The sequence below is a fragment of the Bradyrhizobium sp. Ken51 genome, from assembly GCF_055807435.1.
The window spans coordinates 1-21800 of sequence record NZ_JBVVPB010000008.1 but is presented as its reverse complement, the minus strand read 5'-3'; the positions used below and the strand labels follow the sequence as shown (position 1 = coordinate 21800).

Genomic DNA, 21800 nt, shown 5'->3' with positions numbered 1-21800 from the left:
TGGTTTTCGAACAGATGTGGGAATTGACGAAATCGTTTCGCTTCGAGGCGGCGCACTCATTGTCGGGAACGACGTTCGGCGCGGCCAGCGAAGAGATCCACGGCCACTCCTTCCGCGCCGAGGTGACGCTGCGCGGCACGCCCGATCCCAAAACCGGCATGGTGGTCGATCTCGGCCTAGTCCAGCGCGCCATCGAGGACGTGCGCATGATTCTGGACCACAAGTACCTCAACAAGATCGAGGCGCTGGGCACACCGACGCTGGAAAACCTCTCGCGCTTCGTCTGGGAGCAGCTGTCCCCTATCGGCAAGCTCACCCGCGTCAGCATCCACCGCGACAGTTGCAACGAGAGCTGCACCTATTACGGTCCGCAAGGCTAGAATTGGTAGGGTGGGCAAAGCGCAGCGTGCCCACCATTCAAGATAAACGGTGACAGATGGTGGGCACGGCGCAAGTGCGCCTTTGCCCACCCTACGAGCCGGTTCGTTGGGATTTGCAGATGGACGTTTCTACGATCGAAGACCGCAAGACGCGCGCACGCGCCTGGTTCGAAGCGCTGCGCGACGACATCTGCGCGAGCTTGGAGCGGCTGGAGGACGATGCCCCGCCAGGCCTTTATTCGGGCGAGCCGGGCCGCTTCAAACGCACGCCGTGGCAGCGCACCGATCATACCGGCGCGGCCGGCGGCGGCGGCGTGATGTCGATGATGTCAGGCCGCCTGTTTGAGAAGGTCGGCGTGCATTGCTCCACCGTGCACGGCGAATTCGCGCCCGAGTTTCGCGCGCAGATTCCCGGTGCGGCGGAGGACCCGAAGTTCTGGGCCTCCGGCATCTCGCTGATCGCGCATCTGCGCAATCCGCACGTGCCGGCGGTGCACATGAACACGCGCTTCGTCGTCACCACAAAAGCCTGGTTCGGCGGCGGCGCCGATCTCACGCCGGTGCTCGACCGCCGCCGCACGCAGGACGATGCCGACAGCATCGCCTTCCACGCCGCAATGAAACAGGCCTGCACGCAACCGAACGGCATCGCCGATTACGACAAGTACAAGAAGTGGTGCGACGAGTATTTCCACCTGCCGCATCGCAAAGAGGCGCGCGGCATCGGCGGCATCTTCTACGACTGGCACGATAGCGGCGACTGGGACGCCGACCTCGCCTTCACCCGGGACGTGGGCCGCGCCTTCCTGAAGATCTACCCCGACATCGTGCGGCGCAATTTCGCGACAAGCTGGACCGCGGAGGATCGCGAAGAGCAATTGATCCGGCGCGGCCGCTATGTCGAGTTCAACCTGCTCTACGACCGCGGCACCATCTTCGGTCTCAAGACCGGCGGCAATGTGGATTCGATCCTGTCGTCGCTGCCGCCGGAGGTGAAGTGGCCATGACGACGATGACCCCCGCAATGAGGCCGCTGCCGCGCGCCATGCTGATCGACATGGACGACACCATCCTGTCGGCCTATGGCCGGCCCGAGATCGCCTGGAACACGATCACGGCGGAGTTCGCCGAGGAGCTCGCGCCGCTGCCGCCACACCTGGTCGCCAGCACCGTCCTGGCCTTTGCGAAAAATTTCTGGGCCAATGCGAACGCTTCGTGGCGGCTCAAGCTCGCCGAGGCCCGGCACCTCACCGTCAAGGGTGGCTTCGCCGCGCTCGCGGCCGCCGGTCATCGCACACTATCAGACGATCTCGCCATTCGCCTCGCCGACCGCTTCACAAGCTATCGCGAGGAGGAGATGTTCGTCTTCCCGGGCGCGCATGACGCCATCGACAGGCTCAAGGCGCTCGGCATCAAGCTCGCGCTGGTGACCAACGGCGCCGCCGACACCCAGCGCGCCAAGGTCGAGCGCTTCGAGCTGGCGCACCGCTTCCACCACATCCAGATCGAGGGCGAGCACGGTTTCGGCAAGCCCGAGGAGCGCGCCTATCTGCATGCGATGGACGCGCTCGGCGTCACCGCCGAGGATACCTGGATGATCGGCGACAATCTGGAATGGGAAGTCGTGACTCCGCAGCGTCTCGGCATCTACTCGATCTGGATCGACGTGCATGGCGACGGCCTGCCCGAAGGCTCGATCGTCAAGCCCGACCGCATCATCCGCTCGCTGACAGAACTGGTGCCGGGCTGACCGCAATCAGGATGCGCAAACAAAAACATCGAAAACAACCCCATGCACAGTAGACGGCCGCAGCAAAATCAAAGACTTGCGGCAAACGCAAACTGGGGATCTGACGAAATCGGTTGCTCCGTCGGGCAAAACAGGCGCATGGTGTCATCGTCGCGACGCACGGGACGGAAGAGCCTTTGCGCCATCCATCGAACAGGCGCCATTGCCTCTCGTGATGGGATCGCTCCGGCCTAAAGCTCTCTGATCGACGTTTCAGCAGCCCGGCCGGCGCATGCGCGCTACCACAACACATCCACTGACCGAGTAGCCCGTGATCGGCATGGCATGCCGTTTTGCTAGCTTCTCCCGTCATTCAACTCGAAAGGACCATCCATGGAACTAAAAGCCGGCGATATCGTCATGCTGAAATCCGGCGGCCAGCCGCTCACCGTCGCTGACGTAAAGGGCGACGACGTGATCTGTCTTTGGATGGGCGCGGAAGGCGATCTGTTTCGCGAGACGCTGCCGCTCGCAGTGCTCGATCGACTGGAAGAGCTCGACGAAGACGAGGACGACGAAGACGAAGACGAGGAGTAAGCGCGGCTGAGGCCGCGTCCTAGTTTGATCGGAGTGCTCGGCTCCTGCGCGCATGATGTCCGCTTCTTCGCCAACAATGGCGCGACAGCGGACATCGCTGCATGGCAGAACGGCCGACGAGACGTTGTCCGGAACATCCTCTTGTCAGCATCCGTTACCTTGCTGACGGGATTCCTCGGCGGATACTTTCAGGATCATCGTGTCTCGCGTAAGGGGTGCAGCCGGCACCGTCACGATGATTTCCCATTTGTCTCGTCGGCCGTAAGCCGAGATCAGCTTGTGTAAGCCTGAAGGCCCGCGCCGATATTTAACGATCGGCTACACGGTTCGATGGCTTCTTCGTATTGACGGAGCTGCAGGTGCGCAACACAGAGGAGCCGCACCGTGATATTCTTCTGCACAATGGCCAGATCTGTCCGATCGCCGTCGAACCGGTCGGACCATATGTCGCGCGCGGTCTGAAGATCGGTCAGCGATACGCTGATCCGCACCTGATCTCCGTTGCGCCTCACCGCGCCGCGCACGGCCCAGCGGGCGCCGAGATCTCCTCCAAGCTGCTTCAGATCAATCGACTTATTCTTGTAGTTAAGGGCGGCCTCGCGTCCGATGACGAAAGTGGCGGGCGCTCGCGCAAGATCGGTCGTCAAACCTGTCGTGATGGCATCGGCAAGGGGATCCTGCTCTGGATCGTTGTTGAGGTTAGCGAAGGGCAATACGATGAGAGAGAGCCGATGCGCGATCTCCGGCCCGACTATCGGTTGTCCTTGAAGCTCTCGAGCTTCCCGAACTGCGTCAGTACGGAGCGTCTTCCAGACATTCCAATAACCGAGAAGGCCGCCGGCAATTGCACCGATGGCAGCAACGGACGCCAGCGTCCCGCCGACGAACTTCAGAGGACCTCTGATGTGACGCATCCAGTTTTTGGATCGTCGTTTGCAAGCTACTTTTTCGGAGAACTCCGGGACCAAAACCGCTGACTCCGCGGCTGCGCGCGCAAGATTCGACGGTTCTGCGAGGGCGTCTGAGATCACCGCTGTTTCAAGACATCGCTCGTCATCGTGGACAGCGCCCACGAAACGAAAGCCCTTTCGTGGAAATGTCTTGATAAGACGTTGTTGCGCGCCGGAGTCGCCGATCGCGCGTCGGACCGCATTCAATCGGGTCGTCAGCGCCGCATCAGACACGATCCGACCATCCCAAATTGCGTTTATCAGATCATCCTTGCTGACGACGCGATCCCTGCTGCGGATCAAATAGCCGAGCAGATCAAGTACCTGTGGCGTCGTAGGCACGGCATCGGGCCCGCGCCGCAACTCGCGCCGGTCGGTATCCAGCACACAGTCCTCGAAGAAATAGCGCATGGCACCATTCCCCAGGCTTGCCCTCTACTTCCGAGAGCGCCGCAGCGATTGTCCAGCGAAGATAGGCCTTCGAAACGGAAAATGTAAGCCGAATATCAAGTGTGCCTTGCCCCAGTGTCGCGGGATCGGCCGACGTCAGCCGCACGGAAACGCCCTCGCACCGGCTGGAACGCAAAGAATAAGCCGCCGGTAAGAAAAATGTAAGCCCCTCGTCAAGCGTACCGGACCGAGCATTGGCACCTTAGCCCTCGGTGAGAAGCAAGCCAAAGGAGATTGCGATGAGCGCGATCTATGGCGCCGCGTGGATGCGGCGGCCCTTCGGATCAACGCAGCGCGTTGTTAGCCTCGTCCGGCAATTCTTGAGCGCATGGCGGGAGCGCCGCAGACGCCGGAGTGCACGAGCGACCCTGTGCGGCCTCAGCGACAGGGAGCTCATGGACATCGGCACGACGCGCGGCGAGATCGACTACATCGCCTCGCACCGAAACATCACGAGGCCGAGTCGTTCGACAGAACGGGACAGCGGCGTTATTACCCTGCTGCTCTGTAGCGCGCTTATCCTCGCTTTCGCAAGCGAGGCCAAAGCCCAATGCACTGCGCACGACGTTCTGCGGAATCACCTGGACCTCAAGACCGCTCCTCCGGTGCCGAGATCGCAGACTCCCGTCAGTTCGGCCGCCGATGTTCGGCTGTGGAAGACGATTGCGATAGGGACGTTCAGGGACATGCGCTCCCTTCGCAAGGCGATGAGTGCAATGGGCTGCGACGTCGGAAGCGCCGCTGCTGAAGTCCTTGCGCGGCCGGCTTTTACTCTGAGTGGCAAGAAAACGGACGTGGAGCTCGTCCCTGTCTCGGCCGCTGAGCTCGGCTTCGAGGGCGAGACAGCGTCGTTGACCGAAATCTATGCGCGCGCGCAACGGCTGGGTTTCGGACTTGCGCCCGCAGAAATCGGTCCGCAGCTGAGACTTCAGTACTTGGACCAGCCAATTGGTGAGTTTCTCATCATCGGAATGGAGCCGATCAGGACCTGGGCGGGTGAACCGGTGATCCTGACGGTGGCGAATGGTGGAGCAGGCCTCATTCTCATCGGCCAGGGCACCCGCGAGAACGCGGAAATTCCAGTGAACTCCACCATTTTATTCGTGCGGCCAAGTACGCCCGCCCAGGCGGAGACCGCGGCATTCAAGTAGCTCGGGTCATGCGTATGTCCGCTTTACGCCGAGATGCAGCATTTGTGGGTACTCGCCCTGGTCACGTCGATCCACGTTGAGAGTTTCAGCCTGGCGCTGTCGAAGGGATTGTCCGGCCTGCTCCTGCGGTTTGAGCTTGCGAGGCCAGGTTGGGTCCGGGCTTCCGGTTCAAACCATCGGAACGTCAATCCAACGGAACGTTCAAACTGGTACCTTTGGTGATGATGCCACCACGGTTGCCAACCTCGATCGAACCATAGCGCTGCTTGAAACAATCGGGCAGCGGCCGATCGCCTTCCATGCTGAGCCAAAGGCGCAATAGATGACGCTTCTGGCCTGCATCGGACCAATCGCGGAATCCAGTCCGGTCATGCAGCAAGGCATGATTGTAGACGAACTGCATGTCGCCCGGCTGAAGCCGCATGCCGAAATGCAGCGCGGGATCATTTGCGAGCGCGTCAAAGAGATTGAGCGCCTCGACGCGAGCCGGCGTCAGTCTCGGCGCATCGGGAAAGCGCTGCGCACTATCGATATACTGGCGCTGATAGAACCCGGTCAGGAACCCCGCATGCCAATTCAGCACCGGGATTTCAAGATATGGCTTTTCGTTCTCCGGCACCTCGCCTCGCCGATCTGTCGCGATCGGATCAAACAAGAGAGCGGCAAGGTCGGGACGTCTGTCAAACATCTCGTTGTAGATTGTCGTCGTACTGACAAGGAGGGAATCCCCTCCCTCCATCGCCTCGCGAATGCATAACAATCCAACCACGTCGGACGAATCCGTGTGGAATGTTTGCCGTTCCGAAGTTTGATAAATTCGGGTGTTCGGATCCTTCGCATCCGCGCCGGTGTCACGGACGTGACCGAGAATGTGACCCGCTGCATTCTGAGACCGCGCCGATCCGAGATGCGCGCCCACTCCGCAAAAGATCGTAGCGGCGAACTCCTGGTTATATTTTGCCACCGGGAGGCCGCGTATGACCTCGAAGCCCAAGCCGACCAGGAGCTTTGTCTTGAGATCTTCCAGGTGCGCACCGAGATTGGGAAGCGGAAAGCTTTCCTTCGTGATCTCGGCGATTTTTTTGTTTCTGCCGAGATATGTTTCAGCCGCGCCCTCGAGTTCCGCGATCTCGCCGGCCGCAAGCGATATCAACCATCGATCAGGATTGGCTTTCATCTCAGCGCCCTGCCAGGCGGACGGGATATCGACCTTCCCTGGAGGGCGATGAATCCCGCCGGGCACTGAGACCACATTCATCGTGTTGGCTCCTGGGGAGATTGGACGTCAGACATCGGGGCGGAAGACATGGGGGCAGACGACCAACGATATTGTGCCGACCGCTTGTTTGCAACTTGGCTGAAGCGCAGCAATGAGCCGAGTGCACTGTCGCCGCCAACGGGTGCGCTCGTTGACGAGGACCGTTTCAGGCAGTTCAGCGAGCCGCTTCCACCAAAATGATCGGGTAACAACATGGCCGCTCGTACGACCAATGAAGCCTGGGAAAAAATGGCATCAGCCGGAACGTTCGCGAAGCTGGTTGAGTTGAAAGTCATGCGCCTCGTGCCGCGGTCGTGGCCGCACCAGGCGGCCCGGATAAGGCTCTGCAAGAGGCGAAAGCTACTTTGCGGCGTGCTTGGCAGCACGGCCGCGCGAGGACGACGATGTACACGACGGCGATATACGATGAGCTGAGGCAGATCGAGCGCGACGTCGTCGAAGGAGAACGGCGGCTCGCAGAGCAGGAGGCGCTCATCATTGAAATGAAGCGCCAGAACGAGGACACAGCCAAAGCGGAAGGCGAACTCGAACGGATGCGGATGGAGCAGCGACGTCGCGACCAGGATCGGCAACGTCTGCTCTCACGGCTGCAACCCTGAAACAATTCCGCCCAATGATGCTGATCCGCCGAAGGCGTCGCGTTTCTGAGACGCGAGACCAGGCCAGGCGCGCTCGGCGAGAAGTCCGGCAGGGGTTTACGCCCTTTGTATCGCCGGATCGATGTCCGAGGGCTGGTAAGCCATGGAATTGCCAAGCACACAAACGAGAGAGTCCCACCTTCTTCGGTGTTCCATGTAGGATTCGCACGAATGCGGAAGATCGTCGGTGACACTGATGCCAGCTTGCCGCAGCCGCCGTCGTGCATTGTCGAACCGGACCCGCCAGACTTGCCGATCTCCCTCGTCGGCTTCAGCCGATGCTTTCTCGTGCAGGAAAATGTTGTTGAGGGTCGAAAGGAGTAGCAGCGCGGAGGACCATAGCTGGGTGACTGCGCCGGATTGCTTGAGCCAATCGGCGTCCTTCGGCAATGCACTTCTGATCAGCGAGACGGCATCGAGGACGATGAGCGACGACCGGGAGACGGAGTAGAACGGTTCAGGGAAGCGGAAGTAGAACAGGACGGGATAAAAGTGGTGAGCTTCTTTGGCGTCGGTGACCTCTGCGGCCAACTCCGACAGGTTGTTGTAACCCGCACTCAGCTGGTTGTTCGCGAACAGATGCGCGAGCAGGTCCGCGGCATCGCCGGTCTCACCGCAAAGTGCGTGAATCTTGAGGCAAAGCGAGTTCCTGCTCCTGAGCGCGCCGTAGATCTGCATCAGGTAAGTGATGGTGAGCGATATGACTGACGTCCCGATCACTGAATTCAGAAGAAACAACAGTTTCGCTCCGGCGCTTTGCGGACCAAAATTGCTGCCGCCTACGATAGAGAGGCTGCTTCCCGCGACGTAAAGCGCGGTCACGAAGTCGGTTGGAGTCTCCTGGTTGCTGCTGGTGATGCTGGTCCCGAGCTGAGGGTGCACAATCAGTGCAGCCCCGAGCGCGAGCAGAATAGACCAGGTCAGCAGCAAGGCGACCACGATCAACGGGCCGCAGAATGAAAGCAGATGGTTGCCATTGCCGGCCGAGGAAAGCCGGCGCAGTGCAAGCCAGACCAGTCTGGCCAGGCGGTCGCTGATGATTCCGGTGCCGGCGCGTGCGTAGAGAACCGTGAGGAATACGTCGGCAAGGACCAGTGCCATCAGCAGCGTGCCGGCTATAGGCTCAACCCAATGGGCCATCTGTCCTCCTCGTCCTGAGCCGCCTCCAGAGTCGTACGTTTACTGCCGGTTCGGCTCGCGACTTGACCCGACGGTGTTCGCGTCGCCGGGCATGAATTTGAACAGCGTGAAGTTCTTGTCCGTCCAAGCCATGTGGAACCAGGGCGAATCCTGGATATGCGACGCGGTGACATAGATTGCGCCATCAGGACCTTGCGAGAAGGTGTCCGCCCAGCGCAGGCGCGAATCCGTCAACAGCTGTCGCACGGTACCGTCGCTGGGGTTGAGAACCTTGACGGCGTTGTTGGCGATCGAGCTCAGATAGATTTCGTCATGTTCGCCGGTCCAGAGCCCATCGACGGGCTCCGTCGTTGCCACTGTTTCCGGGCGAGCGCGAGCCGCCGCGTCCGCACTCTGGATACTGGACGTGGCGATCCGGTAGAGAGTCTTCCCGGTCAGGGCCTGCCAGTAGAGGGTGTTGCCGTCCTTCGACAGCGCCAGACTATCGGCATTGAACAAGGGCTGCCGTCCGTCCGGCCGCCGCAAGGGCTGGCCATCTGTCACTACGGTGACGCTCGGATCGAATTGGGTCGAAGGATCGTCGCTCAGCACACGCCAAGCCTGCCCGGATTCGATGTTGAGAACAACCAGGCCGCCGGGCGAACCGGAATCGGTCAGATAGGCGAACTTTCCGTCGGGGGCGATACGGATGTCGTTGAGGTAGCTGGCCGGACCAGCGACGTCCGGCCCGATCGGAAAGATCCGCTTCACGTTGTTCGATTTCAGATCGACCTCGACGATCTTGGGTCCACCCTTCACGGTCTTCTCGGCATTGGGAGCCGCGGGATCGACGACCCAAAGCGATCCGCGCCGGTCCGCAACAACGCTTTGAACGCAAACGAAGTGATCATTGGGCGACACCTCGGACATTCGCGCATTGCGCCAGCCGTTCCATTCCTCATTGGGATATGGCTTGGTCGACCCGTCTGGCATGAGTTCGGCCACCGAAACCGGCGTATCCTCCGTCCAGCGCGGGAAGTTCACGAATATGCGGCCGTCCGGGGCGACCGTGACCCCGGTCACCTGATGGTCGAACGTTGCGACCGAGTGGAGCCGACTGTCGCGATTTTCGACAAGAGGCGCGACAAGCCGTTGGGCCTTGGACTTGATATCCTCTGTTGCGGATTGCGCATGAACCGCGGACGAAATGGATAGCACGACTGCTACGCAGGAGCTGAACGCGATTGGACGCATGAGAGGCCCTTTCCAAAAAGTTTAGGGCCCAATCCGGCTTTGCTTCGATCGTTCCTAGCGACTCCACATCTGCCAACGCGCCTTTGATGGGGAGTTCCAACCAGCGGTCCAGCGATGATGGTTGCCGAGGGATATGGCCGGGCGAGCGAGAGCATCGCCCCCGTCGCGGTCACAGTTCAAATCAGCAAATCATGATGCGCAGGTACAATGGCTTGATGCGGCCCGTTATTGCCGTGGTCGTCCGCGTGTCCGTTCAGTGCATGAGGGACGATCTTGCCGTTGAACCCGAGGCTCTCTTCCTGACCAGGCGGAACGTGCGCATCGAGCGGATGATTGAACTCTTTAACCTCAACTATCGCGACGAGAGGAGAAGGAGTTGGTCCGCTATCGAACCGGAACACCGGTCCTTGGTCTGCGCCGCCGGTTTCGAACGCAGCCTTGGCCGGGTGTGCGTCGTCTGATGCGATCGCTGCAGATTGCGCAGCGTGCTGGGAGCTGCCGTGGTCCACGGTGGCTGGTTCTGCCGTCTTCACGGTCCCCGCAGCCTGCGAAGCCGAAGCGTGATGCTCGCCGCCATCGCGCGGGCCGTTGCCCGGCTTGGAGTCAGCTTCAGTCGACTCGGTGGATGCCACTTTTGCAGACCCTGGCTCTGAAGCGTGCTGCGAGTTGCCGTGGCCTGCGCTGGCGGCCGTTGCGGCGCCCGGATCGATCTCTGCTCCGTCCGGCGGGCTTGCAGCGGCAGAGTGCCCGGATTTGCCGTGTTCCGCGCTGCCTGCTTCTGCCGTCGTCGCTGGTGCTTGCGCGGCGTCAGAAGCCGAAGCGCGATGATGATCGTCGCCATGGCCGCCATCATTGCCCTGTTTGGAGCCAGCTTCAGTCGATTCGGTAGCTGCCGCCTTTGCAGACCCTGGCTCCGATGCGTGCTGCGAGTTGTCGTGGCCCGCGCTGGCGGCCGTTGCGACGCCTGGATCGATCTCGGCTGCGTCCGGTGCGTTTGCGGCGGTTGAGTGCCCGGATTCGCCGTGTTTCGCGCCCGCTGGTTCTGCCGTCTTCGCTGGTGCTTGCGCAGCGTCAGAAGCCGAAGCGTGGTGCTCGGCACCACGGTCGGCGGCGTTGCCCGCTTTGGCCCCATCTTCAGTGGGTTCCGTGGATGCCGCCTTTGCAGGCCCAGGCTCCGAAGCGTGCTGCGCGTTGCCGTTTCCTGGGCTGGCACCCGTTGTGCCCGGATTGATCTCGGCTGCGGCCGGCGCGCTTCCAGTGGTTGGGTGCCCCGATTTGCCGTGTTCCGCGCCCGCTGGTTCTCCCGTCGCGGCCCCTGGTGCAGCCTCCGAAGCCGAGGCGTGATGCTGGGCGCCATTGCCGTCGTCATTGCCCGGTTTGGAGCCGGCTCCAGTCGATTCGGTAGCTGCATCCTTTGCAGATCCCGGCTCCGAAGCGTGCTGCGAGTTGCCGTGCCCCGCGTTGTCGGCCGTTACGACGCTCGGTTGGCCGATCTCGTTAGGCCCAGTCGAGGAAACGCCGGTGCCCGCATTGATCGGACCACTGGTCGATGTGACATTTGCGACTGCCGGCGCCGTCGCGCTATGAGCAAGTTGGACTGGCGATGCGTGAGCCGACGCGGCAGATGCAGCATCGCTTTCTTCCGTTGCATCCGCCGACGGGCCGTTGGAGCTTCCGAACTTCGTCGGCGTTCCCAATCCGGTCCGGGTCTGCCCGAAATGGAAACCCGAGCCGTTGTTGGCCAGAAGGGCCCACGCTCCGGCCGTCCCGAGCGAGCTCTCGCTCCCCTCGATACTGGTTTGGACATTGTCCTTCGTCAGAACAGTCTCATCGGGTGCCACCGCCTGTACCAGCGCGGCTTCGAGCTGCTCCAAGGTGGTCGCAACAGCCACGCCATCTGGCTCGGAGACGACATCCGCCTCCGCAACGGCTACAATTCCCTCCAGATGGATTTCCAGCAAGCCGCGATCGCCGATATCAAGGATACGGTCGGTCGCATTCACATAGACTATCGTTTCGTTGCTTGCGGAGTCGTAAACCCAGGCGAGTGTATGTGGCGGTATGGACTTGCTTGCCGCCGTCATATGCAGCCAAGCAAGCGCTCCGAAAGTCGCAAGATTGATCCTGCCCGGCCCAGATGCGAAATCGAACACGGTGTCGGAAGAGGTCGACTTGGAATTGTTAGACTCGGAATCGATCGGGAAGCGATAAACAACGTTTTCAACGTTGCCGCCTACGCCGATACTGGCATCGTGACCAAGGTCCGCGCCATCAGGTTTATGGAGGTTGTCACCCGCATCGCCCGGGCCCTTTTGGCCCAGAGCGCCTTCAGCGACGTTGCCGTTTCCACTGGTCGTAACGGCGGAGGACAGGCGGACATCGTGCGAGAGGAAACCCGGGGCTGAATTGTCGTCATGATTGGCGGCGGCATGAGTGATCGCGGCCAGTTTTGTGGTCGCGTTCTCTTCAGTGACGGCCAGGATGCTGTCGATCGACGCTTGACGGAGCTCATGCGCCTGCACGGCAAGATCGGAGTCTTGTAGTGCGTAGATCAACGCACCGGTGAGAATAGCGAAGTTGCCATACCCTCCGTGCATCGACATCGCATTGGAAAGAAGCCGCGGGAATTGATGTTCCGGGGCCGGGTCAACTCCGACCTGTATGTCGCTTGCTCCTCGCAGTAAGGGCACGGGAAGATCGGGCGCGCTCGATCCAACAGGAGCGAAGTGCGTCCACGGTTTCGAGCCTCCGGATTGCTCGGCCGTGCGCAGCGCTTCCATGGCCGCCGCCGGGTTGGTGATTTGGGTGGCCTTGGCGAACAAGTCTCTCTGGGCGAGCGTGGGCGTCTCGCCGGATTCCCAGGCGATGAGGTGCCGGAGAATCCCTTTTTTCCAGGGCTCGTACGCGGCGTGCTCGTCCGCGTGGCCGACGCCGTTCTCATCCGGAAAGATGCCATTCGCTTCCGACGCCTTGAGTTCGTCCGCAATCGCCAACGCCAGAAAGGCCAGGGAGAGCGCAGCCAGGCCGGAGGGGCGTTGCAGCAATGCGATGGTCGCGAGCACAGTTCTGTTAGTGATCTCAAGCTTCTGGAAAATATTGTACAGGTGGACTTTGACCGTCCCGTCGGAAACGTTGAGCTGACGCGCGATCTCCTTGTTCGACATTCCTTCCGACACGAGTCGTGCAATTTGACGTTCCCGTTGCGTCAACAGCTCCAGCATCTTTTCGACTTTGCCGTCGCCGTCCGCCTCCTTGCCGGCTGCCGAGAGATCGGACTTCTCCAGTGCCACACCGCTCTTCGTCATCAGCCGCAGCGATCGCAGCATCGTGGCGGGAGAGGCATACTTCGAAATTGCGCTGCAGGCGCCGGCTGCGATGGCGGAAGTCAGATCGTGGTTGGTGTCGGACTCGGTGAAGAACACCAGGCGCGTGGAGAGCTTCTCAGCTTTCACAATCGCGAGGATCTCGGAGACCGTCAGATCTGGCACCTTGTCGGCGAGAATCGCGACGTCAGGTGTCAGCTTCCGAATTGCTTCGAGGCAGCTTGTCCGATCGCTGGACGATGCGACAACGTCGAAGTCCGGCTGCGTCCCGAGGACCGACCTCAGTCCCTGCAAAACGATCGGCTGTGGATCGACGATCACAAGCCGGATGGGCTTGAGTATCCCCTGCCTGGCGGACGCGTCCAACATCGACTTTGGCCCTCGGCCCGGTCCGCTATGTCGTTCGCCATATGGCCGTGCCCGGGTGGGATATTAAAATCAAAAAAGGCTTGGCAGTTCCAGAGCCTGAAGCAGATTTGGACGGTATGCGAGTGAAAAATATGTCCTTTGATCCCATGGCCGTCGCGGTCGACTGGCTTGATGCCTATCGCGCGGGCGATATCGAGGCCATCCTGGAGCTCTATGCCGAAGATGCCGTTGTGCACTGCGGCTGCGCTGGCGTCCAAACCATTACCGGCCGGGAGGCACTTCGTGCCTATTGGGTCGATCGCCTCCGGAAATATCCGGCGGGCACGTTGGATGATCTCAATCCCTGGCAGAACGACGGGACCGTTATCTCGTACATCACCAGTGCTGGCGTCATGAGTGCACTTTTGGCGTTTGACGCCGCCGGCAGGATCAAGGAACTGGACTGCAGTCCCTCACATTAGACCTGCGGCGTGATCCAAACCTGCAGCGGGACACGCGCCACATCCGATTGATTAGATGAGCTGCCTCGCCGCAGCCGAGATCATCACCAGCCCACCGGTGATCACGGCGACGTCAAGGATCGAGGTATGGATGTGTACCGGCATCCGCTCGACGAAGGCTTTGGCCAGGAACGCGCCGGGAATCGCGATGGCGCCGATCAGCAATGCAAAGGCGAGCACCTGCGCGGTCACGGCGCCGGCGAGGCCGAACACGGAGATCTTGATGAGGCCGGTGCCGAGCGAGATCATCGCATCGGTCGCGATGACGGCGGCGCCCTCGAGCCCCGCGGCCATCAGCAGCGACAGCAGGATCACGCCGGAGCCGGAGGTGCCGCCGACCAGCACGCCATAGCCGACCGAGCCTGCCGCGAGACCGGTGTCGCCGAGCTTCACCTGGCGGCGGCGGAGCACACGGCGCAGCTGCACGCTCAGGATCAGCATGGAGCCGATCACCAGCGCCGCGCCCGCATTGGTCAGCCGCGTATAGCCGTAGGCACCAAGCGCGGTCGTGACCGCTGCGCAGGCGAGCACGATCAGCGCGCGGCGGCGATCGGCATAGCGGAGATAGGCGAGCGCGCGGCTGGAATTGGTGAAGATCGCGGAGATCGCGATGATCGGCACCACGGGCTCGGCGCCGACGAGAGGCACCAGCACCAGCGGCATCAGGGCGCCGGTGCCGTAGCCGGCGAGACCACCGATGATCGAAGCAAACAACGCCATCAACGCGACCAGCAGGAGCTGAAAGATCGAGATGTCGGCGAAGCCTGAAACGATGGTCACGTTCTCTCATCGCGGCTGATGCGTGCCGCAGCTTGATCGGCGATGGAAGCGAGTGCGGTGTCCTCTAGGGGAAAATCCGCCGCAAGCCAAGCGTCCTCGGCCAGGGTCAAGACATGTCCGAGCGCTGGTCCTTCCGTCATGCCGCGCGCGATGAAGTCGGCGGCGCGAAGCGGAAATCTCGGCGCAGTCCAGCGCTGTGGCAACTCGGCGAGCGCACGCCATCGCGACGAGCCGACATCACCCCCGGCCCGCGCCCAGCCCAGCAACACGCGATCGTGATAGCGCTCCGCGCCGAGCCGGTAGAGCAGCCGCCGCGCATCGGCTTCGCCCTTGGTGGCCAGGCGCCACCAGCGGTGCCCCATCGAATCCAGCGCCTTGGTTTCCGCATTGGAGAGCCTCAGGCGCGTGGCGACGCGCTTGGCGTCTTCGGTCACGGCGACCGTCAGCGCGGCGAGCCGCCGCGTGCTGCTTGCGGTGAGGCCAAGTTCGCGCTCGATCGCGATCATCGCCGAGAGCGGCCCGGTATAGGCGACGCCGCCGGTCAGCGCTTGCAGCAATCCGCCATCGGCCATCGCAACCGCGGCGGCGGACGCGCCGGGGGCGACCAGCAGCTTCAGCGTCTCCATGCGCAGCCGCTCGGCCGACAGGCTCGCGAGGCCCGCGCGTCCCCGGATGCAGGCAAGATAGCCGTCACGGTCGGGATCGCCGGCGCCAAAGGCGGCGTGGATGCGGAAGAAGCGCAGGATGCGCAGGAAATCCTCGGCGATGCGCTGGTCGGGATCACCGATGAAGCGCACGCGCCGCGCCGCTGCATCCGCGATGCCTCCGACGTAATCGTGGACGACGCCGTCAGCATCGGCCGAGAGGCCGTTCATGGTGAAGTCGCGGCGCTCGGCGTCCTTCACCCAGTCGCGGCCGAACGCGACCTTGGCCTTGCGGCCGAAGGTCTCGGTGTCCTCGCGCAGCGTCGTGACTTCATAAGGCTGGCTGTCGATGACGAGCGTGACGGTGCCGTGGTCGATGCCGGTCGGCACGGCCTTGATGCCGGCGCTCTTGGCCCGCCGCATCACCTCGTGCGGGAGCGCCGTGGTCGCGATGTCGATGTCACCGGGCACAAGGCCGAGCAGCGCGTTGCGCACGGCGCCGCCGACCACCCGTGCCTCCTCGCCATCCGCGTTGAGCAATTGCAGGACGCGCGCGGTCCCGCCCGAAATCAGCCAGGGTGCATCGGCGAGCATGGGCACCGCGCTCATCGGCCGGTCCTATCTTTCCACGCCCGGCACGAGCTTGCCGTTCTCGACGTGGGCGGGGACATAGGTCGAATCCGGCGCAGCGCCGGAGAAATGCGCAAACCCGATCAGCCCCGCGATCACCAGCACGAGCGCCGCCAGCATCAGACGCGCGACGATGGTGATTGGCCAGGACGATTGCACGAACAGGCCGGAGCGCGTGGCGGCCAGGAACAGCGCATAGACGGCAAAGGGAACGAGGAAGATTCCGATCTCGGTCAGGATCGGCCGGATCATGATGAATAGATCCGCTCGTAGAGCACGCGCAGCATGCCGGCCGTCGCGCCCCAGATGTAGCGTTCCGCAAACGGCATCGCGTAGTAGGACCGCTCCATGCCGCGGAATTCCTTGCTGTGCACCTGGTGGTTGGCCGGGTTCATCAGGAACGATAGCGGCACTTCGAACGCATCATCAACCTCGGAATGGTTGATCGTCAGCTCAAAACCCGGGCGCACCCTGGCAACCGTCGGCAGGATGCGGAAGCCGAAGCCGGTGCCGTAGAGATCGAGATAGCCGATCGGTTCGACGAAGTCTCTGGACAGCCCGACCTCCTCCTCGGCCTCGCGCAACGCCGCATCGAGCGGCGAGGAATCCGTCGCATCGATCTTGCCGCCGGGAAAGGCGATCTGGCCGGCATGGTCGTTCAGATGCGCCGAGCGCTGCGTCAGGAGGATGGTCGGCTCGGGATGATCGACCACCGCGATCAAGACCGCCGCCGGCCGCACCGGCTGCTCACGCGCGATGATCTCGAGCATCTTGTCGGTGCCGGGATCGCCCGAGGCCGGAATGATATTGGGATCATAGAGACCGGGCGGAACGTCGAAGCCGAGCCGCGCGGCGGAGCGGGCGAAGAAATCGGCCGCACCGATCACGGCGGGATCGTTCCTGGAGATAGGCTTGTTCAAAGCGCGGCCCTCACCTGCTCCGCATCGGCCATGGCGAAGAATTCGCCGGCCGATTCGACACCGAACATCGGCTGGCCATCGACCATCCGCTCCTCACCCATGTCAACCAGATCGTAATAGAGCGCGCGGGTGACCTTGGCCCACAGCTCGGCGCGGACGTGCAGATAGGGCGTCAGCCCGCCGTCTTTGGCCTGCTCGAAGCGCAGCCGGTGCGCCGCATCGCAGGTGACCCAGTCATCGACATTGGTGCGGAAGCGGAGCACGCGGTGGTCGTCCTCGCCGTCCTTCTGCATTTCGACCGCCATGAACGGTGCGTCGTCGACGCGAATGCCCACCTTCTCCACCGGCGTCACGAGGAAATGCTTGTCGCCTTCACGCTTGAGGATGGTCGAGAACAGGCGAACCAAAGCGTGACGGCCGATTGGCGTCCCCAAATAGAACCAAGTACCATCCGACGCGATTCGCATGTCGAGATCGCCGCAGAACGGCGGATTCCACAAATGCACCGGAGGCAGGCCCTTTTTGGCGCCTTCGGCATCGGCAGCAGTTTTGGCAGCGGCAGTCAGCCCCTCAAGACCGCGATCGGCGCTCTGCCCTTGGTTCGCCATGGTTTGCCCTGACTTTGTCATTTGGCACGATCGGTCATTTGGCACGATTGGTGCAGGTTTACGTTGTATCCGGGTGCTCGGTTCCACCCCGCATTAGTCCGGTGTGGAGGTCGCCACTTCGTGATGCCCTACATATCCCTAAGCCGATAAGGTGGGGATAGGTTAATTCAACGAATACATGGCCTTCCTGCAAGTCTAGCATAGGGCCCACGTCTTGAGTTGAGGACGTGATGACATGACGACGCAAGCGAGCCGCATGGCAGGCTGAAGGAGCTAACGGATGGCGGAGAGTGTCGAGAAGCTCGAAGACGGGATAGTCCGTTCGGCCGAGCAGGTGTCGAGCCAAATTCGCGCGGCAAAGGATGCGATCGCGTCCGTCATCTTCGGTCAGGATCGCGTGATCGAGAACACGCTGGTCACCATCCTCTCCGGCGGCCATGCGCTGTTGATCGGCGTCCCCGGCCTCGCCAAGACCAAGCTGGTCGAGACGCTCGGCATCACGCTCGGCCTCGATGCCAAGCGCATCCAGTTCACGCCCGATTTGATGCCATCCGATATTCTCGGCGCCGAAGTGCTCGACGAGAGCACCTCCGGCAAGCGTGCCTTCCGCTTCATCTCCGGCCCCGTGTTCGCGCAACTGCTGATGGCCGACGAGATCAACCGCGCCAGCCCGCGGACGCAGTCGGCGCTGCTGCAGGCGATGCAGGAGCAGCACATCACCGTTGCCGGCGCGCGTCACGATCTGCCGAAGCCGTTCCACGTGCTCGCCACGCAAAACCCGCTGGAGCAGGAAGGCACCTATCCGCTGCCTGAAGCCCAGCTCGACCGTTTCCTGATGGAGATCGACGTCGACTATCCCGACCGCGACGCCGAGCGCCGCATCCTCTTCGAAACCACCGGCGCCGACGAGACGCTGGCCAAGGGCGCGATGACACCTGATGCACTCATCACCGCGCAGCGACTGATCCGGCGCCTGCCGGTCGGCGATTCCGTGGTCGAGGCGATTCTGTCGCTGGTGCGCTCGGCCCGTCCGGGTCCGGACGGCGGCGACACCAGCAAGTTCATCGCCTGGGGACCGGGCCCGCGCGCCAGCCAATCGCTGATGCTCGCGGTGCGCGCACGCGCGCTGATCGACGGCCGCCTCGCGCCCTCGATCGACGACGTGCTCGACCTTGCCGAGCCCGTGCTGAAGCACCGCATGGCGCTGACGTTCCAGGCGCGCGCCGAAGGCCGCACGATTCCGGACGTGATCAAGCAGCTCAAGACACGGATCGGTTGATGGCCGCAGAGAACGGGCACGCAGCGAAGGAGATCATCGCGATCCGACGTGCCGATGGCGAAAGCCGCACGCTCGCCGCTTCGCTGCCGCGCCTGGTGCTCGAGGCCCGCCGTATCGCCGCCAACGTCATTCACGGTTTGCACGGCCGCCGTCGCGCCGGCTCCGGCGAAAATTTCTGGCAATACCGCCGCTTCGTCTCCGGCGAGCCGTCGCAGAACGTCGACTGGCGGCGCTCGGCGCGCGACGATCTGCTCTATGTCCGCGAGCTCGAATGGGAAGCTTCGCACACGGTCTGGATCTGGCCCGACCGCTCGCCCTCGATGGCCTTCGCTTCAAAACAGGCGCGCGAATCCAAGCTCGAGCGGACGCTGATCGTCGCCTTCGCGCTGGCCGAGCTGCTCGTCTCCGGCGGCGAACGCGTCGGCATTCCCGGGCTGATGGCACCGACCGCAAGCCGCAGCGTCATCGACAAGATGGCGCAGGCGATGCTGCATGACGATGCCGATCGCTTGAGCCTGCCGCCGTCCTTCGTGCCCGCGGCGCTGGCCGAGACGATCGTGCTGTCGGATTTCTGGTCGCCGATCTCCGAGATTAGGACCACGCTCGGCGGCCTGTCCGGCTCCGGTGCGCATGGCACGCTGGTGCAGGTCGTCGATCCCGCCGAGGAATCATTCCCCTATTCCGGCCGCGTCGAGTTCGTCGAGCCCGAGGGGTTCGGCGTGATCACCGCCGGCCGCGCCGAGAGCTGGGCGCTGGATTACACCGCGCGGCTCGCGCTGCACCGCGACCAGATCCGCGCCGAGACCAATAAGCTCGACTGGCTGTTCACGACGCATGCGACCGACCGCTCGGCCGCTGAGCTCTTGCTGTTCCTGCATGCCGGCATGCAGGTGAGCAAATCGGGGGCGCGCACCACCACGATCAAGGCGGGGCCGGCCGCATGATGGGACTGCCGCTCGCCTTCACCGAACCGCTGCTCCTGATCGGCCTCGTCAGCCTGCCGGTGCTGTGGTGGCTGTTGCGCGTGATGCCGCCGCGGCCGCGCCGCATCGAGTTTCCGCCGACCCGCCTCCTGTTCGACATCGCACCGCGCGAAGAGACCCCGTCGCGAACGCCGTGGTGGCTGACCGCATTGCGGCTGCTGGCTGCGGCGCTGGTCATTTTCGCCGCCGCCGGTCCGATCTGGAATCCGCAAACAGGTGCGGCCGCGAGCAAGGCGCCGCTGATGATCATGTTCGACGACGGCTGGAGCGCGGCCTCGAACTGGGACATCCGGATCAGGGCCGCCGACGAATTGATCGCCGGTGCCGAGAACGACCGCCGTGCGATTGCGCTGGTGCCGCTGTCCGAGCCGAACCGCGATATCACCCTGATGCCGGCGGGCGCCGCGCGCGTCGCGCTGCGGCAGCTCACGCCAAAGCCGTATTCGATCGAGCGCGTCGAGACCCTGACCGCAATCGATCGCTTCCTGAAAGCCACGGGCGACTGCGAGATCGCCTGGCTCTCCGACGGGGTCGACACCGGTCGCGGCGAGGAATTCGTGGCTGGCCTCGGCAAGACCGTCGGCGATCGCAGCCTGACCGTGTTCGAAGGCGGCACCTCCTCAGCCCTGGCCCTGGTCGCGGCCGAGAACGCCGCAGCCAGGATGACGGTGAAGGTGCTGCGCACCGACGGCGGCATCGCCATCGGCACCGTGCGCGCGCTGGACCAGAAGTCTTCGCCGATCGGCGAAGCGCGTTTTTCGTTCGGTCCGCAGGACAAGGAAGCCGAAGCGTCGTTTGATCTGCCGGTCGAGCTGCGCAACGACATCACGCGGCTTGAAATCGCCGGTGAGCGCTCCGCCGGCGCAGTGCAGCTGCTCGACAAGCGCTGGCGCCGCCGTGCCATCGGCATCGTCTCGGGCTCGACCAGCGAGACCGCGCAGCCGCTGCTGGCGCCGACCTTCTATCTCACCCGCGCGCTGGCGCCGTTCGCCGACGTGCGGCTCGCCGACAAGGGCTCGCCTCAGCAGGGCATCACGCAGTTCCTCGACCAGAAGCTGCCGATGATCATCCTTGCCGATGTCGGCACCATCGCCCCCGAAATCCGCGAGCGTCTCAATGCCTGGATCGACCAGGGCGGCGTGCTGGTGCGGTTCGCCGGTCCGCGGCTGGCGCAGGCCGAGGACGATCTCGTTCCGGTCAAGCTGCGCAAGGGCGGCCGGACGCTCGGCGGCAGCCTGACCTGGGAAAAGCCGCAACATCTGGCCTCCTTTGCCGCCGATGGTCCGTTTGCCGGTGTCGTGGTCCCCAAGGACGTCACCATCAGCCGCCAGGTGCTGGCCGAGCCCGACGCTGTACTTGCCACCAAGAGCTGGGCGTCGCTGGAAGACGGCACGCCGCTCGTGACCGGCGAGCATCGCGGCAAGGGCGTCGTCAGCCTGTTCCACGTCAGCGCCGACATGCGCTGGTCGGATCTGCCCATGTCGGGCACCTTCGTCGAAATCCTGCGGCGCGTCGTCGACATGTCCGGCTATACCGCCAAGCCGGGTCCAGGCGTTGCCACTGAGGCGACCGCCGAAACGGTGGCGCCGCTGCATATCCTCGACGGCTTCGGCGCCTTCGGTCCGCCGCCGGCCGCCGCCAAGCCGCTGCCCGCGGATTATCGCGACCGCGCCACACCCGATCATCCGCCGGGCTTTTATGGTCCGGCAGAAGGACCGCTCGCCGTGAACACGCTTGCCAGCGCCGACCGTATCGCAGCCCTGAACACCGCAAGCCTGCGCGCCCGGCACGCCACCTACACCAATGCCGAGCCGCAGGACTTGCGCGGCTGGCTGCTGTCAACGGCGCTCGCGCTGTTCCTGATCGACGCCATCATCGTCGCGGTGCTCGGCGGCGGCCTTGCCGCGCTGCTGCGCCGCCGCGCCGCGCCCGCGATGATCGTCTTCGGTCTGGTGCTCGCAGGCCTCGCCTCGTTCGTGCCGACGCCATCGCACGCGGACAGCGCATCCGACGAGTTCGCGATGAAGGCGGTGTCGCAGACCCGCCTCGCCTATGTCGTGACCGGCAATGCCGACGTGGATTCCATCGTCAGGGCCGGGCTGTCAGGACTGACGCTGTTCCTGGCGCAGCGCACCGCGCTTGAGGCCGGCGATCCCGTCGGCATCGATCCGGCGCGCGACGAGCTCGCCTTCTTCCCGCTGATCTACTGGCCGATCG

At 63.2% G+C, this 21800-nt stretch carries 19 protein-coding genes and 1 pseudogene; 10 read left to right on the top strand and 10 right to left on the bottom strand.

Annotated elements, in window-relative coordinates; genetic code table 11:
• Window positions 1–14: 14 nt before the first annotated feature.
• The 4 genes from AC0L27_RS15505 (at window position 15) to AC0L27_RS15490 (ending at window position 2706) form a co-directional block, all read left to right on the top strand.
• Window positions 15–380 carry a 6-pyruvoyl trahydropterin synthase family protein gene (locus AC0L27_RS15505; RefSeq protein ID WP_354256331.1) on the top strand — a complete coding sequence of 122 codons (366 nt, stop codon included), beginning with the start codon at window positions 15–17 and terminating at the stop codon, window positions 378–380.
• 119 nt (window positions 381–499) lie between these two features.
• Window positions 500–1387, top strand: a complete 888-nt coding sequence (hemF, locus tag AC0L27_RS15500; protein ID WP_354209112.1) for an oxygen-dependent coproporphyrinogen oxidase — start codon at window positions 500–502, stop codon at window positions 1385–1387.
• A complete protein-coding gene (locus AC0L27_RS15495; RefSeq protein ID WP_354209113.1) occupies window positions 1384–2130 on the top strand; it encodes an HAD family hydrolase in 747 nt (248 codons plus the stop codon). Before hemF ends, AC0L27_RS15495 begins: the two co-directional genes overlap by 4 nt.
• Window positions 2131–2502: 372 nt before the next feature.
• Complete coding sequence (locus AC0L27_RS15490) at window positions 2503–2706, top strand: YodC family protein (protein WP_354057261.1); 204 nt, start codon at window positions 2503–2505, stop codon at window positions 2704–2706.
• A 1055-nt stretch (window positions 2707–3761) separates the two neighbouring features.
• Here the strand turns inward: AC0L27_RS15490 and AC0L27_RS15485 are convergent.
• Window positions 3762–4067, bottom strand: a pseudogene (locus AC0L27_RS15485) (winged helix-turn-helix domain-containing protein); the annotation flags it as partial.
• A 278-nt stretch (window positions 4068–4345) separates the two neighbouring features.
• Here AC0L27_RS15485 and AC0L27_RS15480 point away from each other — a divergent pair.
• Window positions 4346–5257 carry a DUF1127 domain-containing protein gene (locus AC0L27_RS15480; RefSeq protein ID WP_354209116.1) on the top strand — a complete coding sequence of 304 codons (912 nt, stop codon included), beginning with the start codon at window positions 4346–4348 and terminating at the stop codon, window positions 5255–5257.
• Between the two features lie 184 nt (window positions 5258–5441).
• Here the strand turns inward: AC0L27_RS15480 and AC0L27_RS15475 are convergent, their stop codons facing one another.
• Complete coding sequence (locus AC0L27_RS15475) at window positions 5442–6515, bottom strand: TauD/TfdA family dioxygenase (RefSeq protein WP_354256335.1); 1074 nt, start codon at window positions 6513–6515, stop codon at window positions 5442–5444.
• Window positions 6516–6919: 404 nt separating this feature from the next.
• On the opposite strand from AC0L27_RS15475, the gene AC0L27_RS15470 reads away from it, so the two are divergent.
• A complete protein-coding gene (locus tag AC0L27_RS15470; RefSeq protein WP_007595064.1) occupies window positions 6920–7135 on the top strand; it encodes a hypothetical protein in 216 nt (71 codons plus the stop codon).
• A 96-nt stretch (window positions 7136–7231) separates the two neighbouring features.
• Here AC0L27_RS15470 and AC0L27_RS15465 read toward each other — a convergent pair whose 3' ends face one another.
• The 3 genes from AC0L27_RS15465 to AC0L27_RS15455 form a co-directional block, all read right to left on the bottom strand.
• Window positions 7232–8314 carry a two pore domain potassium channel family protein gene (locus tag AC0L27_RS15465; RefSeq protein ID WP_473319620.1) on the bottom strand — a complete coding sequence of 361 codons (1083 nt, stop codon included), beginning with the start codon at window positions 8312–8314 and terminating at the stop codon, window positions 7232–7234.
• Between the two features lie 39 nt (window positions 8315–8353).
• Window positions 8354–9376 carry an L-dopachrome tautomerase-related protein gene (locus AC0L27_RS15460; protein ID WP_473319619.1) on the bottom strand — a complete coding sequence of 341 codons (1023 nt, stop codon included), beginning with the start codon at window positions 9374–9376 and terminating at the stop codon, window positions 8354–8356.
• A gap of 347 nt (window positions 9377–9723) precedes the next feature.
• Window positions 9724–13239: a LuxR C-terminal-related transcriptional regulator gene (locus tag AC0L27_RS15455; RefSeq protein ID WP_473319617.1), complete on the bottom strand. Its 3516-nt coding sequence runs from the start codon at window positions 13237–13239 to the stop codon at window positions 9724–9726.
• Between the two features lie 131 nt (window positions 13240–13370).
• On the opposite strand from AC0L27_RS15455, the gene AC0L27_RS15450 reads away from it, so the two are divergent.
• Window positions 13371–13700: a nuclear transport factor 2 family protein gene (locus AC0L27_RS15450; RefSeq protein WP_473319615.1), complete on the top strand. Its 330-nt coding sequence runs from the start codon at window positions 13371–13373 to the stop codon at window positions 13698–13700.
• A gap of 51 nt (window positions 13701–13751) precedes the next feature.
• On the opposite strand, the gene AC0L27_RS15445 is transcribed toward AC0L27_RS15450, so the two are convergent.
• Genes AC0L27_RS15445 through AC0L27_RS15425 form a run of 5 tightly spaced genes read right to left on the bottom strand, consistent with a single transcriptional unit; the run spans window position 13752 to window position 17321 of the window.
• A complete protein-coding gene (locus AC0L27_RS15445) occupies window positions 13752–14519 on the bottom strand; it encodes a sulfite exporter TauE/SafE family protein (protein ID WP_354209122.1) in 768 nt (255 codons plus the stop codon).
• Entirely contained in the window at window positions 14516–15772 is a 1257-nt protein-coding gene (locus AC0L27_RS15440) for a CCA tRNA nucleotidyltransferase (RefSeq protein ID WP_354209123.1), read from the bottom strand. The genes AC0L27_RS15445 and AC0L27_RS15440 overlap by 4 nt, the downstream gene beginning before the upstream one ends.
• Before the next feature lie 9 nt (window positions 15773–15781).
• Window positions 15782–16045 carry a DUF6111 family protein gene (locus AC0L27_RS15435; protein WP_018454951.1) on the bottom strand — a complete coding sequence of 88 codons (264 nt, stop codon included), beginning with the start codon at window positions 16043–16045 and terminating at the stop codon, window positions 15782–15784.
• On the bottom strand, window positions 16042–16713 hold the full coding sequence (locus AC0L27_RS15430) for a CoA pyrophosphatase (RefSeq protein ID WP_247466246.1): 672 nt from the start codon (window positions 16711–16713) through the stop codon (window positions 16042–16044). Before AC0L27_RS15430 ends, AC0L27_RS15435 begins: the two co-directional genes overlap by 4 nt.
• The gene (locus AC0L27_RS15425; RefSeq protein ID WP_354209124.1) at window positions 16710–17321 is read right to left on the bottom strand and encodes a DUF1285 domain-containing protein; all 612 of its coding nucleotides are present in this window, start codon (window positions 17319–17321) and stop codon (window positions 16710–16712) included. Before AC0L27_RS15425 ends, AC0L27_RS15430 begins: the two co-directional genes overlap by 4 nt.
• 280 nt (window positions 17322–17601) lie before the next feature.
• Here AC0L27_RS15425 and AC0L27_RS15420 point away from each other — a divergent pair, with 280 nt between their 5' ends.
• The 3 genes from AC0L27_RS15420 to AC0L27_RS15410 all read left to right on the top strand — a co-directional run.
• Window positions 17602–18600 (top strand): AAA family ATPase, encoded by a 999-nt coding sequence (locus tag AC0L27_RS15420; RefSeq protein WP_275171517.1) that lies wholly within the window; start codon window positions 17602–17604, stop codon window positions 18598–18600.
• Window positions 18600–19544: a DUF58 domain-containing protein gene (locus tag AC0L27_RS15415; protein ID WP_354209125.1), complete on the top strand. Its 945-nt coding sequence runs from the start codon at window positions 18600–18602 to the stop codon at window positions 19542–19544. Before AC0L27_RS15420 ends, AC0L27_RS15415 begins: the two co-directional genes overlap by 1 nt.
• Window positions 19541–21800 (top strand): BatA domain-containing protein (locus AC0L27_RS15410; RefSeq protein WP_473319613.1); only part of this gene is annotated, 2260 nt, incomplete at its 3' end. The genes AC0L27_RS15415 and AC0L27_RS15410, both read left to right, overlap by 4 nt.

Coding starts and splice junctions, on each gene's coding strand:
- AC0L27_RS15475 (WP_354256335.1), bottom strand. CDS start 6,515: ATGAATGTGGTCTCAGTGCCCGGCGGGATTCATCGCCCTCCAGGGAAG.
- AC0L27_RS15490 (WP_354057261.1), top strand. CDS start 2,503: ATGGAACTAAAAGCCGGCGATATCGTCATGCTGAAATCCGGCGGCCAG.
- AC0L27_RS15420 (WP_275171517.1), top strand. CDS start 17,602: ATGGCGGAGAGTGTCGAGAAGCTCGAAGACGGGATAGTCCGTTCGGCC.
- AC0L27_RS15465 (WP_473319620.1), bottom strand. CDS start 8,314: ATGGCCCATTGGGTTGAGCCTATAGCCGGCACGCTGCTGATGGCACTG.
- AC0L27_RS15450 (WP_473319615.1), top strand. CDS start 13,371: ATGTCCTTTGATCCCATGGCCGTCGCGGTCGACTGGCTTGATGCCTAT.
- hemF (WP_354209112.1), top strand. CDS start 500: ATGGACGTTTCTACGATCGAAGACCGCAAGACGCGCGCACGCGCCTGG.
- AC0L27_RS15470 (WP_007595064.1), top strand. CDS start 6,920: ATGTACACGACGGCGATATACGATGAGCTGAGGCAGATCGAGCGCGAC.
- AC0L27_RS15435 (WP_018454951.1), bottom strand. CDS start 16,045: ATGATCCGGCCGATCCTGACCGAGATCGGAATCTTCCTCGTTCCCTTT.
- AC0L27_RS15455 (WP_473319617.1), bottom strand. CDS start 13,239: ATGTTGGACGCGTCCGCCAGGCAGGGGATACTCAAGCCCATCCGGCTT.
- AC0L27_RS15425 (WP_354209124.1), bottom strand. CDS start 17,321: ATGGCGAACCAAGGGCAGAGCGCCGATCGCGGTCTTGAGGGGCTGACT.
- AC0L27_RS15415 (WP_354209125.1), top strand. CDS start 18,600: ATGGCCGCAGAGAACGGGCACGCAGCGAAGGAGATCATCGCGATCCGA.
- AC0L27_RS15505 (WP_354256331.1), top strand. CDS start 15: ATGTGGGAATTGACGAAATCGTTTCGCTTCGAGGCGGCGCACTCATTG.
- AC0L27_RS15480 (WP_354209116.1), top strand. CDS start 4,346: ATGAGCGCGATCTATGGCGCCGCGTGGATGCGGCGGCCCTTCGGATCA.
- AC0L27_RS15495 (WP_354209113.1), top strand. CDS start 1,384: ATGACGACGATGACCCCCGCAATGAGGCCGCTGCCGCGCGCCATGCTG.
- AC0L27_RS15440 (WP_354209123.1), bottom strand. CDS start 15,772: ATGAGCGCGGTGCCCATGCTCGCCGATGCACCCTGGCTGATTTCGGGC.